The 15792-nt window shown below is 71.6% G+C and carries 13 protein-coding genes; 10 read left to right on the top strand and 3 right to left on the bottom strand.

Annotated elements, in window-relative coordinates:
* Nucleotides 1–77 precede the first annotated feature (77 nt).
* Both radA and disA read left to right on the top strand, forming a co-directional pair.
* Nucleotides 78–1484, top strand: coding sequence for a DNA repair protein RadA (gene radA, locus ACZ7LT_RS17735; protein WP_471236954.1), 1407 nt, complete (start codon nt 78–80; stop codon nt 1482–1484).
* Nucleotides 1485–1610: 126 nt separating this feature from the next.
* On the top strand, nt 1611–2735 hold the full coding sequence (gene disA / locus ACZ7LT_RS17730; RefSeq protein ID WP_471236953.1) for a DNA integrity scanning diadenylate cyclase DisA: 1125 nt from the start codon (nt 1611–1613) through the stop codon (nt 2733–2735).
* Nucleotides 2736–2822: 87 nt separating this feature from the next.
* Here disA and ACZ7LT_RS17725 read toward each other — a convergent pair whose 3' ends face one another.
* Nucleotides 2823–3608 (bottom strand): hypothetical protein, encoded by a 786-nt coding sequence (locus ACZ7LT_RS17725; RefSeq protein ID WP_471236995.1) that lies wholly within the window; start codon nt 3606–3608, stop codon nt 2823–2825.
* Nucleotides 3609–3825: 217 nt separating this feature from the next.
* Here ACZ7LT_RS17725 and ACZ7LT_RS17720 point away from each other — a divergent pair, with 217 nt between their 5' ends.
* From ACZ7LT_RS17720 to cseC, 6 genes are all read left to right on the top strand, one after another.
* Nucleotides 3826–4485 (top strand): phosphatase PAP2 family protein, encoded by a 660-nt coding sequence (locus ACZ7LT_RS17720; protein WP_471236952.1) that lies wholly within the window; start codon nt 3826–3828, stop codon nt 4483–4485.
* 22 nt (nt 4486–4507) lie between these two features.
* Entirely contained in the window at nt 4508–5515 is a 1008-nt protein-coding gene (locus tag ACZ7LT_RS17715) for an HhH-GPD family protein (RefSeq protein WP_471236951.1), read from the top strand.
* A gap of 236 nt (nt 5516–5751) precedes the next feature.
* Nucleotides 5752–6312, top strand: a complete 561-nt coding sequence (locus ACZ7LT_RS17710; protein WP_471236950.1) for a SigE family RNA polymerase sigma factor — start codon at nt 5752–5754, stop codon at nt 6310–6312.
* A gap of 77 nt (nt 6313–6389) precedes the next feature.
* The gene (locus tag ACZ7LT_RS17705) at nt 6390–7004 is read left to right on the top strand and encodes a hypothetical protein (RefSeq protein ID WP_471236994.1); all 615 of its coding nucleotides are present in this window, start codon (nt 6390–6392) and stop codon (nt 7002–7004) included.
* 9 nt (nt 7005–7013) lie between these two features.
* The gene (cseB, locus tag ACZ7LT_RS17700; RefSeq protein WP_471236949.1) at nt 7014–7718 is read left to right on the top strand and encodes a two-component system response regulator CseB; all 705 of its coding nucleotides are present in this window, start codon (nt 7014–7016) and stop codon (nt 7716–7718) included.
* A gap of 52 nt (nt 7719–7770) precedes the next feature.
* The gene (gene cseC / locus ACZ7LT_RS17695) at nt 7771–9084 is read left to right on the top strand and encodes a two-component system sensor histidine kinase CseC (RefSeq protein WP_471236948.1); all 1314 of its coding nucleotides are present in this window, start codon (nt 7771–7773) and stop codon (nt 9082–9084) included.
* Nucleotides 9085–9159: 75 nt separating this feature from the next.
* On the opposite strand, the gene ACZ7LT_RS17690 is transcribed toward cseC, so the two are convergent.
* On the bottom strand, nt 9160–10722 hold the full coding sequence (locus tag ACZ7LT_RS17690) for an MDR family MFS transporter (RefSeq protein WP_471236947.1): 1563 nt from the start codon (nt 10720–10722) through the stop codon (nt 9160–9162).
* 142 nt (nt 10723–10864) lie between these two features.
* Here ACZ7LT_RS17690 and ACZ7LT_RS17685 point away from each other — a divergent pair, with 142 nt between their 5' ends.
* The gene (locus ACZ7LT_RS17685; protein WP_471236946.1) at nt 10865–11419 is read left to right on the top strand and encodes a TetR/AcrR family transcriptional regulator; all 555 of its coding nucleotides are present in this window, start codon (nt 10865–10867) and stop codon (nt 11417–11419) included.
* A gap of 43 nt (nt 11420–11462) precedes the next feature.
* Here ACZ7LT_RS17685 and ACZ7LT_RS17680 read toward each other — a convergent pair whose 3' ends face one another.
* Nucleotides 11463–12161, bottom strand: coding sequence for a M23 family metallopeptidase (locus ACZ7LT_RS17680; RefSeq protein WP_471236945.1), 699 nt, complete (start codon nt 12159–12161; stop codon nt 11463–11465).
* 481 nt (nt 12162–12642) lie between these two features.
* Between ACZ7LT_RS17680 and ACZ7LT_RS17675 the strand changes: the two genes are divergently transcribed.
* Complete coding sequence (locus ACZ7LT_RS17675) at nt 12643–15747, top strand: NACHT domain-containing protein (protein WP_471236944.1); 3105 nt, start codon at nt 12643–12645, stop codon at nt 15745–15747.
* The last annotated feature ends 45 nt before the right edge of the window (nt 15748–15792 follow it).

The raw sequence follows: 15792 nt of genomic DNA, 5'->3' as shown, positions 1-15792 counted from the left end.
CCGTCGCACGCCCCTGTGCGCCCCCCTGGACGGGCTGCGGCGGCCGCGTTGTCAGTGGGCACCGCTACGGTTTCCGCATGGCTGCCCGTACGAAATCCGCCAAGGACCGGCCGTCCTATCGCTGCACCGAGTGCGGCTGGACGACCGCCAAGTGGCTCGGTCGTTGCCCTGAGTGCCAAGCCTGGGGGACGGTCGAGGAGTACGGCGCGCCCGCTGTCCGTACGACCGCCGCGGGCCGTGTCTCCACCGCCGCGGTCCCCATCGGCCAGGTCGACGGGCGTCAGGCCACGGCCCGGACGACCGGGGTGGCCGAGCTGGACCGGGTCCTGGGCGGCGGGCTGGTGCCCGGGGCCGTGGTGCTGCTCGCCGGCGAGCCGGGGGTCGGCAAGTCCACGCTGCTGCTCGACGTGGCGGCGAAGGCGGCCGGCGACGAGCACCGCACGCTCTATGTGACCGGCGAGGAGTCCGCGAGCCAGGTCCGGCTGCGCGCCGACCGGATCGGCGCGCTGAACGACCATCTCTATCTGGCCGCCGAGACCGACCTCTCCGCGGTGCTGGGGCACCTGGACGCGGTCAAGCCGTCGCTGCTGATCCTGGACTCGGTGCAGACGGTGGCGTCTCCGGAGATCGACGGCGCGCCGGGCGGCATGGCGCAGGTGCGCGAGGTCGCCGGGGCCCTGATCCGGGCCTCCAAGGAGCGCGGCATGTCCACGCTGCTGGTCGGCCATGTCACCAAGGACGGGGCCATCGCCGGGCCCCGTCTCCTTGAGCATCTCGTCGATGTCGTGCTGCACTTCGAGGGCGACCGGCACGCCCGGCTGCGGCTGGTGCGCGGCGTCAAGAACCGCTACGGCGCGACGGACGAGGTCGGCTGCTTCGAGCTGCACGACGAGGGGATCACCGGTCTCACCGACCCTTCGGGTCTCTTCCTCACCCGCCGCGCCGAGCCTGTGCCCGGCACCTGTCTGACCGTGACCCTGGAGGGCCGCCGGCCGCTGGTGGCCGAGGTGCAGGCGCTCACGGTCGATTCGCAGATCCCCTCGCCCCGGCGGACCACCTCGGGGCTCGAGACCTCCCGAGTGTCGATGATGCTGGCGGTCCTGGAGCAGCGGGGCCGGATCACCGCGCTCGGCAAGCGGGACATCTACAGCGCGACGGTGGGCGGGGTGAAGCTCTCCGAGCCGGCCGCCGACCTCGCCATCGCGCTGGCCCTGGCGTCCGCCGCGAGCGACACCCCGCTGCCGAAGAACCTGGTCGCGATCGGCGAGGTGGGCCTCGCGGGCGAGGTGAGACGCGTCACGGGCGTGCAGCGGCGCCTCGCGGAGGCGCACCGCCTCGGCTTCACCCACGCCCTTGTGCCGAGCGATCCGGGGAAGGTCCCGGCGGGCATGAAGGTGCTTGAGGTGGCGGACATGGGGGACGCGCTGCGGGTGCTGCCGCGCAGCCGCCGGGCCCCGGCGCGGGAGGCGGACCCGCTCGGCTGACGGGCCGCGGGCGGAGCGGCCCGGAGGCGCCCGGGGAGCGGCGCAGCGATTGCCCACACCGGCGCGACAGCCAGGTCGCTAGACTTTGCCCTGGTCTCGCCCATCCGTACGAGCCGGAGGAGTGCAGTGGCAGCCAAGGACGGGGCAGCAAATCCCGGAAAGTCCGGCGGAGGCTCCGGCGTCGAAGCGCTGATGCGGGCGTCCCTGAGCGCCGTCGCTCCCGGCACGTCCCTGCGGGACGGTCTGGAGCGCATCCTCCGTGGCAACACCGGCGGTCTGATCGTCCTCGGCATGGACAAGACGGTCGAATCGATGTGCACGGGCGGCTTTGTGCTGGACGTGGAGTTCACCGCGACCCGGCTGCGTGAGCTGTGCAAACTGGACGGCGCGCTCATCCTCGACAAGGACATCACCAAGATCCTTCGGGCCGGTGTCCAGCTCGTCCCGGACGCCTCCATCCCCACGGAGGAGACCGGCACCCGCCACCGCACCGCGGACCGGGTCTCCAAGCAGTGCGGCTTCCCGGTCGTCTCGGTCTCCCAGTCGATGCGGCTCATCGCGCTCTACGTGGACGGCGAGCGCCGGGTGCTGGAGGAGTCCGCCGCGATCCTCTCGCGCGCCAACCAGGCCCTCGCCACCCTGGAGCGGTACAAGCTGCGGCTCGACGAGGTCGCCGGGACGCTCTCCGCGCTGGAGATCGAGGACCTGGTGACGGTCCGGGACGTGACCGCCGTCGCCCAGCGGCTGGAGATGGTGCGCCGGATCGCCACCGAGATCGCGGAGTACGTGGTCGAGCTCGGCACCGACGGCCGGCTCCTCTCGCTCCAGCTGGACGAGTTGATCGCGGGCGTGGAGCCGGAGCGCGAGCTGGTCATCCGGGACTACGTCCCCGAGCCCACGGCGAAGCGGTCCCGTACGGTCGCCGAGGCGCTCACCGAGCTCGACGCGCTGACCCATGCCGAGCTGCTGGAACTGCCCATAGTGGCGAAGGCGTTGGGCTACAGCGGCTCTCCCGAGACGCTGGACTCTGCGGTCTCCCCGCGCGGCTACCGGCTGCTGGCGAAGGTGCCGCGGCTGCCGGGCGCCATCATCGAGCGCCTGGTGGAGCACTTCGGCGGGCTGCAGAAGCTGCTCGCGGCGAGCGTCGACGATCTGCAGACGGTCGACGGCGTGGGCGAGGCGCGGGCCCGCAGTGTCCGCGAGGGCCTCTCCCGGCTCGCGGAGTCCTCGATCCTCGAGCGGTACGTGTAGGCGGTAGCCGCAAGCGGTACGTACGGCGGAGGCGGCGGGCCCCATCGGGTCCCGCCGCCTCCGCCGTTTCAGTCCTCGGTCTTGCCGTCAGTCCTTGGCCAGCGTGAACGACGCGGGCATCACCTTCACGCCGGGCACCTGCGCCTCGACGAGGTACGTCCCGGGCTCCACAGGCCGCGTCGACGGCGTCGCGCACTGCGGGGCGCTGCGCGCCCGGTCCCACTCCACGGTGTGGGTGATCGTTCCGCCTGCCGGAACGCGCAGCAGCAGGCCGGCTGCCGTGCGCGGGCAGTCCTTCGAGGACCAGACGTCGTCGTCCTGGCTGTCGCTGATCGTCAGGACCGCCTGGCGGGGCCCGAAGTCGGCCTTGCAGGTGGTGGCCGAGGTGTTGCGGGCGACCAGCTGGAACTGCGGCCGCTCACCGGGCTCGTAGGAGACCTTCATGGTGCGCAGGGTCAACTGCAGGGCGCCGGGCGGGCAGTTGGGCAGCGGGGAGTTCGCGGGGACCTGCTGGCCGGCGCCTGTGCCGGCGGTGGTGCCGCTGCCGACGGTGTCGCCGTTCTTGCCGTCGTCGGTGCCGGTGCCCGTACCGCCCTGGGAGGGGTCGCCGTCGCTCTCGCCGGACGCGCCCGATTCGTCGCGTCCGCCGGGCTGTTCACTGATCGCCGGGCCGGAGGAGGAGGGGCCCGGGGTGATGGCGGGCGGCTTGGGCGAGGCGCCGTTGGCGCCGTCGCTGGGGGTGCCGCTCCCGTCGCCCCGCAGGGAGGCGACGGCCCAGGCGATGAGCAGGGCCATCAGTGCGACCAGGCACAGCGCGACCGCCCTCCGTCGCCAGTAGATGGAGGAGGGAAGCGGCCCGACCGGATTGCGCATAGATCCCACGGACGAAACCTTACGAGAGATCGGGGCCAACTCCCGCCCCACATGCCGCCTCAGGCCTCAAGTTTTGCCGATGATCACATCCGAGGGATGGGGCGGGAGGGGCCGCCGTCCGCTCTCGCTCCGGTCGCCACCCCCCACTTTCGTCGGGGGCGGGTGGCGACGAAGGCAACGGGTGGGCCTCTGACCTGGCCAGGTACCGTCCTTGACCATGAGCCAGGACCTCTACATCACCATCACCGACTTCGCCCGCGACACCCCTTCGTGGTTCCAGTTCCTCGCCGAACTGTGGACCGAGGCCGGACTGCTGCTCTTCGGAGTGCTGTTCGTCGTCGGCTGGTTCAGGGCCCGGTCGCTGGATTCCCGCGCCATGGCCCTCGCGCTGCTCGCGCCGCTCGCGACCGCTTTCGGCTATGTGGTGAGCGAGTCGTTCAAGTCGCTGGTGGACGAGGAGCGTCCGTGCCGGGCGGTGGTGGGTGCCGGTCCGTCGTTGGTGGAGTGCCCGCCGTACGGCGACTGGTCCTTCCCCAGCAACCACTCGGCGATCGCCGGAGCCGCCGCCATGGCGGTGACCCTCGCGCTGGTCGTCTCGTGGCGGTGGATCGCCTGGCCGGCTGCGGTGATGGCGGTGCTGATGGCGTTCTCCCGGGTCTTCGTCGGCGTGCACTACCCGCATGACGTGACGGTCGGTCTGGTGCTCGGCGCGCTGATCGCGTTCCTCTTCATGCGCCTGCTCACCAAGCCCACCGTGGGGCTCGTGGAAGCCTGCCGGTCCAGCCGCAACGGCGCAGTGGTGTGGTGCGTGGGGCGCGGAGCGCGCGCGCACGCCGCCTCCGTGCGCCGGGAGCAGGTACACCACCAGTCGGACTGAACGTGTCAGGATCGGAGGTGCCATGACTGCCACAGACGCCCCATCCGAAGCCCCTGTCCCGGCGTCCTCCGATGTCCTCGACGCCGAGGTCCCCACCCCCGATGTCCCCGACGTCCCGCAGGCCGACGCGGCGGCCCTGCTCCACGCGCCCGTGCTGGCGTGGTTCGAGCAGCACGCCCGTGACCTGCCCTGGCGGCGCCCCGAGGCGGGTGCCTGGGGCGTGATGGTCAGCGAGTTCATGCTCCAGCAGACCCCGGTCGCGCGGGTCCTGCCGGTCTACGAGCAGTGGCTGGCCCGCTGGCCCCGCCCGGCCGATCTGGCCGCCGAGGCCCCCGGCGAGGCCGTCCGCGCCTGGGGCCGGCTCGGCTATCCGCGCCGCGCGCTGCGCCTGCACGGGGCGGCCGTGGCGATAACGGAGCGGCACGGCGGCGACGTGCCCAGCGACCACGGACAGCTGCTCGCGCTGCCCGGCATCGGGGAGTACACGGCGGCGGCCGTGGCCTCGTTTGCGTACGGGCAGCGGCACGCCGTTCTGGACACCAATGTGCGCCGGGTGTTCGCGCGGGCGGCGACCGGTATCCAGTACCCGCCCAACGCCACCACGGCCGCCGAGCGGCGCCTGGCGCGTGCGCTGCTGCCCGCCGACGAGCCGACGGCGGCGCGCTGGGCCGCGGCGTCGATGGAGCTGGGCGCGCTGGTGTGCACGGCCCGCAACGAAGCGTGTGAGCGCTGTCCGATCGCCTCCCGGTGTGCCTGGCGGCTCGCCGGGAAGCCGGGGCACGACGGCCCGCCGCGCCGGGGCCAGACCTACGCCGGTACGGACCGGCAGGTCCGCGGCCGGCTCCTGGCCGTGTTGCGGGAGGCCTCCTCGCCCGTACCCCAGGCGGCGCTGGACGCCGTGTGGGCCGATCCGGTGCAGCGGGCCAGGGCGCTGGACGGGCTGGTCGCCGACGGGCTGGTGGAGCCGCTGGCGCAGGGCATGTACCGGTTGCCGACGGGCCGACCCGTGCGCCCGGCGTCGTCCTCCTGACTCCGGCTCACGAACCTCCGGAAACGGAGCCTCCGCCCCCGGTCCGCGCCGCCCAAAACCCCTCCGGGCCTGGGGTTTCACCGTCCGCAACCATCTGACACAAACGCTGTTACATAACCGATGGGCAGCCGTGCATCCGCCGACGGCTGCCCCGGACAACCTCGTGACAACACCTCCGTAGCTTCAGTGGCGCAAGGAGAGACCACGCAGTTTCACGGGGATCGGAGGCGGTTCGGATGGCGCACGGCGAGGTGCTCGAGTTCGAAGAGTACGTACGCACGCGGCAGGAGGCCCTGCTGCGCAGCGCCCGGCGCCTCGTCCCCGACCCGGTGGACGCGCAGGACCTGCTCCAGACCGCGCTGGTGCGGACGTACGGCCGCTGGGACGGTATAGCGGACAAGTCGCTCGCGGACGCGTACCTTCGCCGGGTGATGATCAATACGCGGACCGAGTGGTGGCGCGCCCGCAAGCTGGAAGAGGTGCCCACCGAGCAGCTGCCCGACGCGAGCGTCGACGACGCCACCGAGCAGCACGCCGACCGGGCCCTCCTGATGGACGTGCTGAAGGTGCTCGCGCCGAAGCAGCGCAGTGTGGTGGTCCTGCGGCACTGGGAGCAGATGAGCACCGAGGAGACCGCCGCCGCGCTCGGAATGTCGACCGGTACGGTGAAGAGCACGCTCCACCGTGCGCTGGCGCGGCTGCGCCAGGAACTGGAGAGCCGAGCCGTCGACGCCCGTGCTCTGGAGCGGTCCGGCGGACGACGTGACGAAGGGTGGCGGGAGCGGTGCGCGGCCTGAGGGCCAGACACGACATCGACGGCGCGCGCCACGACGCGCGCCGTCTTGGCGGCATCGGGGCGGCGAGCACCACGGCAATGGCCGGGCTCGTCGCCGTCGGCGTGTTCGTGGCCGGCTGTTCGACCGGGGGTACGGGCTCCCGTGACGAGGGCGCGGCCTCCCGGCCCGACCAGACCTCGCCGACGGCGGCCGTCCCGTCCGCGCCCGCGTCCTCCGCGGCCCCCTTCAAGAAGGTGGACGCCGCGCGGCTGATCAAGTCCGACCCCAAGGTGAGCGACCAGGTCAAGGCAGATCTGAAGCCGTGTGTGAAGGACATCTTCCCCGTGGACACCTCCTACGGGAATCTGACCGGCGGGCCCGCGCCCGATGTCGTGGTCAACGTGATGACCTGCGGTGATGCCGTCGGGATCGGCACGTACGTGTACCGCGAGGAGGGTGGTGAGTACAAGAACGTGTTCGCGGCCGAGGACGCGGCGGTGTACGCGACGATCGACCGGGGCGATCTCGTGGTGACCAAGCAGGTGTACGCCAAGGGGGACCCGGTGGCGTACCCCTCCGGCGAGGACGTGATCACGTACCGCTGGTCGGGGAGCAGGTTCACCCAGCACGACTGGGTGCACAACGACTACAGCAAAGCGGTCGGCGACGGAGGCATCGACAGCCCGTCGACGGCCGCACCGAGCGAGAACTGAGAGCGCGCGATGGCCGAGACCCATGTGCTGTTCGTCGAGGACGACGACGTCATCCGGGAAGCCACCCAGCTGGCGCTGGAGCGGGACGGCTTCGCGGTGACCGCGATGCCGGACGGGCTGTCCGGTCTTGAGTCGTTCCGCGAGCGGCAGCCCGACATCGCGCTCCTGGACGTGATGCTGCCCGGCATGGACGGGGTCAGCCTGTGCCGCCGGATCCGGGACGAGTCGACCGTGCCGGTGATCATGCTGTCGGCGCGCGCCGACTCCATCGACGTGGTCCTCGGCCTGGAGGCGGGCGCCGACGACTACGTCACCAAGCCGTTCGACGGGTCGGTGCTCGTCGCCCGGATCCGGGCCGTGCTGCGCCGGTTCGGCCACGCGGGCGGGGCGGCGGGCGGTGCCGACGGGCAGGGGGCCTCGGACGAGCGCGGGGTGCTGGTCTTCGGCGACCTGGAGGTCGACACCGAGGGCATGGAGGTCCGCAAGGGCGGCGCCTCGGTGGGGCTGACGCCGACCGAGATGCGGCTGCTGCTCGAGTTCTCGGCGTCCCCGGGCACCGTCCTGTCGCGTGACCGGCTCCTTGAGCGGGTGTGGGACTACGGCTGGGGCGGCGACACCCGGGTCGTGGACGTCCATGTCCAGCGGCTGCGGACGAAGATCGGACAGGACCGGATCGAGACGGTCCGCGGCTTCGGATACAAGCTCAAGCCATGATCCTGACCCATGACCCCGCTCCCCCGGGACCCGCGGCCATAGGACTCGACGGATGAGGCGGTTCGCGCTCCGGACGGGCGTCCGCTGGAAGATCTCGATCGCGATCGCCGCGGTGGGCGCGCTGATCGCCGTGGCGCTGAGCCTGGTGGTGCACAACGCGGCGCGCGTCTCGATGCTGGAGAACGCGCGCGAGGTGCAGATGGAGCGGCTGCTCTTCGCGCAGCGGATGTACGAGTCCGCCAAGCCGAAGGAGCCGCGCTTCGGGACGAAGCTCAACGATCCGATGCTGCCGCCCGAGCTCGACGAGCTCATGCGCGACCATCGGCGCGGCACCTTCGTGCAGGAGCACGGCGACGGCGGTCCGCCGGACGTGTGGGCGGCCGTGCCGCTGGCCAACGGCGACATCCTGTCCCTGCACATCCCCTTCGCCGACCGCAGCGCCAAGATCATGGCCGATCTGGACCGGGCCCTGATCATCGGCTCGGTGACGGTCGTCTTCGGCGGCTGCGCGCTCGGTGTGCTCATCGGCGGCCAGCTCTCCCGTCGGCTGCGCAAGGCCGCGGCCGCGGCCGGAAAGGTCGCGCAGGGCAATACGGACGTACGGGTCCGCAACGCCATCGGCGGGGTCGTACGGGACGAGACCGACGAGCTGGCGCGGGCGGTCGACGCCCTCACGGACGCGCTGCACGAGCGGATCGAGGCGGAGCGCCGGGTCACCGCGGACATCGCGCACGAGCTTCGGACGCCGGTCACCGGCCTGCTCACGGCCGCCGAGCTGCTGCCGCCGGGCCGGCCCACCGAGCTCGTACGGGACAGGGCGCGGGCGATGCGGACGCTCGTCGAGGACGTGCTGGAGGTCGCGCGGCTGGACGGGGCGTCCGAGCGGGCCGAGCTTCAGGAGATCGCGCTGGGTGAGTTCGTCGAGCGGCGGGTGCGGGCGCTGGACCCGGAGGCGGTGGTCCATGTGGTCCACGAGTCGTGGGTGAACACCGATCCGCGCCGCCTGGAGCGGATCCTGGGCAATCTGCTCGCCAATGCCGCCAAGCACGGGAAGCCGCCGGTGGAGGTCACCGTCGAGGGCCGGGTCGTACGGATCCGTGATCACGGCCCGGGCTTCCCTGAGGCGCTGCTGCGGGAAGGCCCGAGCCGGTTCCGTACGGGTGCGAGCGACCGGGCCGGGCACGGCCACGGGCTGGGTCTGACGATCGCGGCGGGGCAGGCGCGGGTGCTCGGGGCGCGGCTGACGTTCCGCAACGCGGCGCCGGAGGGGGCCGAGCGGTCGGGCGGGTCGATCGCGGTGTTGTGGCTGCCGGACCACGCGCCGACGAACACGGGCAGCTTTCCGATGATCCAGTTCCCGGAGTAGCGCGCAGCTGTGAAGGGCGAGGCCCCGGTGCCGTCTTGGCACCGGGGGCCTCGCCGCTCGTGCTTCTGGGACCGGTCAGACCGGTTCGGCGACCTTCGCCTCGGGGGAGGCGGAGCCCGCGGCGGGCTGGGGGCCGGCGCCGCGCAGCGGGACCTCCTTGACGAAGAAGGCCGCGAGGAAGCCGATCACCGCGACCGCCGCGGCGAGCAGGAACGCGGAGTGCGTTCCTGCGGCGACGGCGTACTGGTACGCCTCGCGCAGCGCGGCCGGGAGCTTCGCCAGGCTCGCCGCGTCGAGCTGCGCGGACTGCTGGGTGAGCTCGGCGCCGCCCCGGGCGGCCATCTCCGACTGCACCCGGCCGGTGAAGAGCGCCCCCATGAGCGCCACGCCGAAGGACGAGCCGAGCGTGCGGAAGAGGGTCGAGGACGAGGAGGCGACGCCCATGTCCTTCATCTCGACGCTGTTCTGCGCGACGAGCATGGTGATCTGCATCAGGAAGCCCATGCCCGCGCCGAGCAGGGCCATGTAGATGCCGGAGGTGAGCGGGGAGGTGCCGGTGTCCATCTGGGCGAGGAGGAACAGCCCGAGGACCACCAGGCCGCCGCCGACGATCGGGAAGATCTTGTACTTGCCGCTGCTGGTGGTGATCCGGCCGGTGATCAGCGAGACGACCATCATCGACAGCAGCATCGGCAGGAGCAGCAGCCCGGAGTTGGTGGCGGAGGCGCCCTGCACGGACTGCTGGAACAGCGGCAGGAAGAGCACCGCGCCGAACATCACGAAGCCGGTGAGGAAGCCGATCACCGACATGAGCGAGAAGTTGCGGTTGCGGAAGATGTGCAGCGGCATGATCGGGTCGGCCGCGCGGGTCTCCACGTACAGGAAGGCGCCGAGGGCGGCGGTGCCGAGGGCGGTCAGACCGAGGATGGGGGCGGAGCCCCAGGCGTACTCCGTACCGCCCCAGGTCGTGACCAGCACGATGGCGGTGATGCCGACGGTGAGCAGGGTGGCGCCGAGGTAGTCGATCCGGGTGCTCGCGCGCACCTTCTTCGGCAGGTGGAGCACGGCGGTGACCATGGCGAGGGCGATCGCGCCGAGCGGCAGGTTGATGTAGAAGGACCAGCGCCAGCCCCAGTGGTCGGTGATGGTGCCGCCGACGAGCGGTCCGCCGATCATGGCGAGGGCCATGACGCCGGCCATCATGCCCTGGTACTTGCCGCGGTCGCGGGGCGGTATCAGGTCTCCGATGATCGCCATCACGCCGACCATGAGGCCGCCCGCGCCCAGGCCCTGGACGGTACGGAAGCCGATGAGCTGGCCCATGTCCTGCGCCATGCCGCTGAGCGCCGAACCGATCACGAAGATCGCGATCGAGGTGAGGAAGACGCCCTTGCGGCCGTACATGTCGCCGAGCTTGCCCCAGATCGGGGTGGAGGCGGCGGTGGCCAGGGTGTAGGCGGTGACCACCCAGGAGAGGTGTTCCAGGCCGCCGAGCTCGCCCACGATGGTCGGCATCGCGGTGCCGATGATCATGTTGTCGAGCATGGCGAGCAGCATCGCGATCATCAACGCGAGGAGGACCACCCGCACACTGTGGGGCCGTTTCGCTTCGTGTCCGGTGTCTGTCGTCGCGTCCATCGTGATCACTCCCCTGTGCGCCGGTGCCCTGGCGCGCGTACGACCCCGCACAGCGCTTACTTGCCGACCGGCTAGTTGACTACAATGGGGAAGGTAGACGCGTAACTAGCCGGGCGTCAAGTAAGTTTGTGGGAGAGCAGTCATGGTCAGAGGCAACACGCGCCAGCGCATCCAGGACGTCGCCCTCGAACTCTTCGCCGAGCAGGGCTACGAGAAGACCTCGCTACGCGAGATCGCCGAGCGGCTGGAGGTCACGAAGGCCGCGCTCTACTACCACTTCAAGACCAAGGAAGACATCCTGATCAGCCTCTTCGAGGACCTGACCAGGCCCATGGACGAGCTGATCGACTGGGCACGGGGCGAGCCGCGGACGCTGGAGACCAAGCGGGAGGTCCTGCGCCGCTACGAGGCCGCGCTCGCCGGGGCCGAGCCGCTGTTCCGCTTCATGCAGGAGAACCAGGCGACCGTGCGCGAGCTGAGCGTCGGTGAGTCCTTCAAGGACCGGATGATCCAGATGATGGCGCTCCTGCGGGAGCCGGACGCGGAGCTGGTCGACCAGGTGCGGTGCGTGAGCGCGCTGTTCACGCTGCACGCGGCGATGTACGCCATGAAAGACATCGAGGGCGACCCCGAGGAGAAGCGTGCCGCCGCTCTCGAAGTCGCCCTCGGCCTGATCGAGCAGGCCCATCACGCCTGACGGAACAGGCGCATCACGTGTCGTACGTCAGTGACGCAGTGCGTCAGATCGAGACGCCCGCGCCCCGCAGGAACGCCATCGGGTTGAGGGCGGAGCCGTAGTTCGGGGTGGTACGGATCTCGAAGTGCAGGTGGGGGCCGGAGGAGTTGCCGGTGTTGCCGGACAGCGCGATCGTCTGGCCGGTCTTCACCTTCTGGCCGATCTTCACGTTGACCTTCGACAGGTGCGCGTACTGCGAGTACTTGCCGTTGGCGTGCTTCACGACGATGGCGTTGCCGTACGCGGGGCCGTCGCCGCCGCCGTTCGGGCCGGCCTTCACGACGGTGCCGGCGCCGGCGGCCTTGACCGGGGTGCCGACCGGAACGGCGAAGTCCTGGCCGGAGTGCTTGTGGGACCACATGGCGCCACCCTGGTTGAAGCTGGCGGTCAGGGTGTAGCCGGTGACCGGCTTGACCCAGGCGGCCGGCTTCTTGGCGGCCTTGGCCTTCGCGGCCTGCGCCTTGGCGACGGCGGCCTTGAGCTGGGCAGTCTTGAGCTGGGCGGCCTTGGCGGCCGCGGCGGCGGCCTGCGCGTCGGCCTGGGCGGCGACGGCGGCGGACGTACCGGCCGCGACGGCCGGGACAGCGGCCTTGTTCTCAGCGGCGAAGGCGCTTCCGGCTCCGGCCACGACGGTTGCACCCAGGCCGGCGGCGATCAGGGCGGCGACGGCGGTACGGGCGGAATTGTTGGCGCGCTTCGACATACGGGAAAGACCTCCGGACAAGAGCGGACCCGACGCGAGCGGCGCGCCGGGCGGTGGTGCCATCCCTTGGTAACCCACGCCCCCATCTCGACTCAAAGACCCCATCTACGACATAGCGTCGTAGCGATCTCCGGCGTCGTCAGGGTCTTGACGTACCGAAACCGCGGTCCTCAAATTCGGACAAAACATGATGAGGACCAGGGTTTAACCCCATGTCCGGCAAGCCCGAAAGGGACCTGGGGACGGGCAATCCACCCCCTGGAGCCCCACCGGCCCGAAGGCCCCGCCCCAGACCTGCCGAAGGTCCCGAAATGGGCGGTAACGCCACCACTATTCCGGCTAGTACGCCCCAAAACGGCTGTGCGCCTTGTCACGGCGCACGACCCCCCAATGCGACCTGGGTCACGCAACCGAGCCCCCTCGAATCCCGTCCCTCGTTAGGCTGACGATCGGATCGATCATGCTTCTTGGGGGGACGGACATGGATCCAGCGATCATCGGCACCCGCCTCGCGTCCAGCGCCATCGGGCCGCTGGTCCGCAGGCTCCTCGTCCAGGACGGCCCGGGGGCGGGCCTCACCGACCGCCGCATCCGCCTCAGCCGCCTGGTCTCCTTCCGCGGCGAGAAGCGCACCCTCACCGAACGGGACGTGCGCACCCTGGCAGCCGCCCTGGTCAAGGAGTCCACGGGCGGCGGCTCCGGGGCGGAGCGGCCGTTCCCGCCCGACGAGACCGAGGCCGTCATCGACGCCCTCGCCCGCACCCTGCTGGCCCTCGGCGACCTCGACATGGACGACGTCCAGGCGGTCCGCCTCGGCCACCGCGACCTGGCCCGCCGGCTACGCACGGCCGGCCCCGCCCCGGACGGCCTCTCCCAGGACGCGACGCTCTACCTGGAGTCCGTCACCGAGTGGGCGTGCCTGCACATCCTGCATTTCTTCACCCAGCGCTCCACCTTCGTCGCCCGCACCCTGGTCGAGCAGAGCCGTGACCAGGCGGAACTCATCGCCAAGGTGGACGCGCTGATCACCCGGACGCCACGCGCGGACGCGCGGGACGCGGAGTTCGAGCGCCGCTATCTCGCGTACGTCGCCAAGAAGCACGGCAGCCTCACCATCTACGGCATCGATCTGCACCACTCACCGGACGTCTGGCCGCTGGACGTGGCGTATCTGTCGCTGGAGGCGACGGGCACGCGGGACTACCAGAGCGCCGATATCGCCAGGGCGCGCGCCCTGGCGGAGCAGGCCGCAGGCCAGCTCGCGGCGCAGCCCGGCGGCCGGGGACCGGCCCGCGTGCGCGCCCTCCGTGCCCTCGCCCCCGCCCTCACCCCCCTCTCCGCCGACCAGGCCCTCGCCCGCCACCCCCGCGTCCTGCTGCGCGGCCTCGCCGGCTCGGGCAAGACCACGCTCGTGCAGTGGCTCGCCGTCTCGGCCACACGCGACAAGCACGACGGGGGACACGAGGGAGGGATGGAGTACCTCCGCGACCGGATCCCCTTCGTCCTCCCGCTGCGTACGCTCACCCGGCACGGCGAGCGCCTGCCCGCCCCTGACCGCTTCCTGTCCGCCGTCGATTGCCCGCTGACCGCGCCGGACGGCTGGGCCGACCGGGTCCTGACCGCCGGGCGCGGCCTGATCCTCGTCGACGGCATCGACGAGGTCCCCGAGGCCGAGCGGGACCGCGCCCGCCGCTGGCTGCGCGACCTGCTCGCCACGTACGACGGCAACCGCTGGCTGGTCACCTCCCGCCCCTCGGCCGTACGGGACGACTGGCTCACCCCCGACGGCTTCGCCGAGCTCACGCTCTCACCGATGAAGAACGCGGAGGTCACGGCCTTCGTCCAGCGCTGGCACCAGGCTGCGGGGCCGGACGCGCAGCCGTACGAACAGCCCCTCCTCGATGCCCTGCGCACCTCCCCCGACCTGGCGCTCCTCGCCACGAACCCGCTCATGTGCGGGCTCATCTGCGCCCTCCACCGGGACCGCCGGGGCTATCTGCCGCGCGGTCGCAAGGCGCTGTACGACGCCGCCCTGTCCATGCTGCTCACGCGCCGCGACCGGGAGCGGGACATGGGCACGCCGTACGGGGTCGACCTCGGCGAGGCCCCGCAGATCCAGCTCGTCCAGCGCCTCGCGTACTGGCTCACCCTCAACGGCCGCACCGAGATGGACCGCTCCCACGCCGAGTCGATCGTCCGCGCGGCGATCCCGGCGATCCCGGAAGCCGCCACCCACGCCGACCCCGACGCCCTCTTCAACCACCTCCTGCACCGCAGCGGCCTGCTGCGCCGCCCGGGCCCGGACACGGTCGACTTCGTCCACCGCACCTTCCAGGACTATCTGGCGGCGAAGGCGCTGGTCGACGAGTGGCACATCGGGGTCCTGACCGACCACGCGGCGGACGACCAGTGGGAGGACGTCATCCGCATGAGCGTGGCCCACGCCCGCCCGCGTGAGGCCGCCGACATCTTCCGGGAGCTGCTGGCCGCGGCGGACGCGGCGGAGGACCGGCGCACGCAGCTGCGGATCCTGGTCGTGGCGGCCACGGCCCTGGACCACGCCACGGAGGTCGCCCCCGAGATCCGCCAGGCGATCCTGGACCGCACGGCGGAGGTCATCCCGCCCCGCACGGCCGAGGAGGCGCGGGAGCTTGCGTCGGCGGGGCGGGCGGTGCTGGAGCTGCTGCCAGGACCGGAGGGGCTGGAGGACGAGCAGGCGGAGATGGCGGTGATCGCGGCCTCCCACGTCAAGGTCGACGCCGCCCTCCCGTACCTGCGGCGTTTCACCGGGCATCCGTCGCTGCGGGTGCGGTCGCAGCTGATCTGGGCGTGGTCGCGGTACGAGACGAGGACGTACGGGGAGGAGATCGTGGCCCGGCTCGATCCGGCCGAGCTCGAATACACGATCACCACTGACGTGCAGGCCGAGGAGATCCAGCGTCTGGGGCTGCGCCCGACCCATCTGGACATCCGCGAGGATGTCTCCGACGACGCCGTGGCCACCCTCCTGGCGTTCTGCGACCCGGTCGGCCTCAACCTGCGCAGGGTCGGCGAACGGCCGGACCTGAGCGCGCTGATCGGCCTCGGCCGGCTGGACGACCTGATGCTCCAGCTGGACGAGGACGCGGCCTGGAGTACGAAGGACCTGCCGTCGTCGCTGACCTCGCTCGCGTTCCCCGGATGGCCCAAGGACGGTGTGCTGGGCCTGCGTGACCGCGAGCGGCTGACGCATCTCGACCTCACCGACGCCGACCTGACGGCCGACCGCTGGGCGGAGATCGCCTCCCTGCCGCACATCAGAGCCTTCACCCTGCACCCCTGGGACTTCCAGTTCTTCTCCGACGGATGGCGCATGCCGGACATCGAGTGGCTGACCCTGGTCACCGGTGGCATGGAGTGCACCCTGGACCCCGTCGTGCACGCGTTCCCGGCGCTCAAGGTCTTCGGCGTCATCGGGCCCGCCGACGGGCCCCCGCTCGACCTCGCCCCCCTGGCGGCTCTGCGCCGGCTGGAGCAGATCCGTACCGACGACGCCCTGGTCACCGGCACCGACCAGCTTCCCGACTCCGTCGAGGTCCACAACTGACCTCATCTCTCGGCTGAATTGTGGGCCTGTGCCCCCGGCCTCCAG

This window comes from Streptomyces sp. NPDC039465 (genome assembly GCF_055639315.1).
Note: the sequence above shows the minus strand (reverse complement) of the source record. Positions and strands in the feature narration are given on the sequence as shown.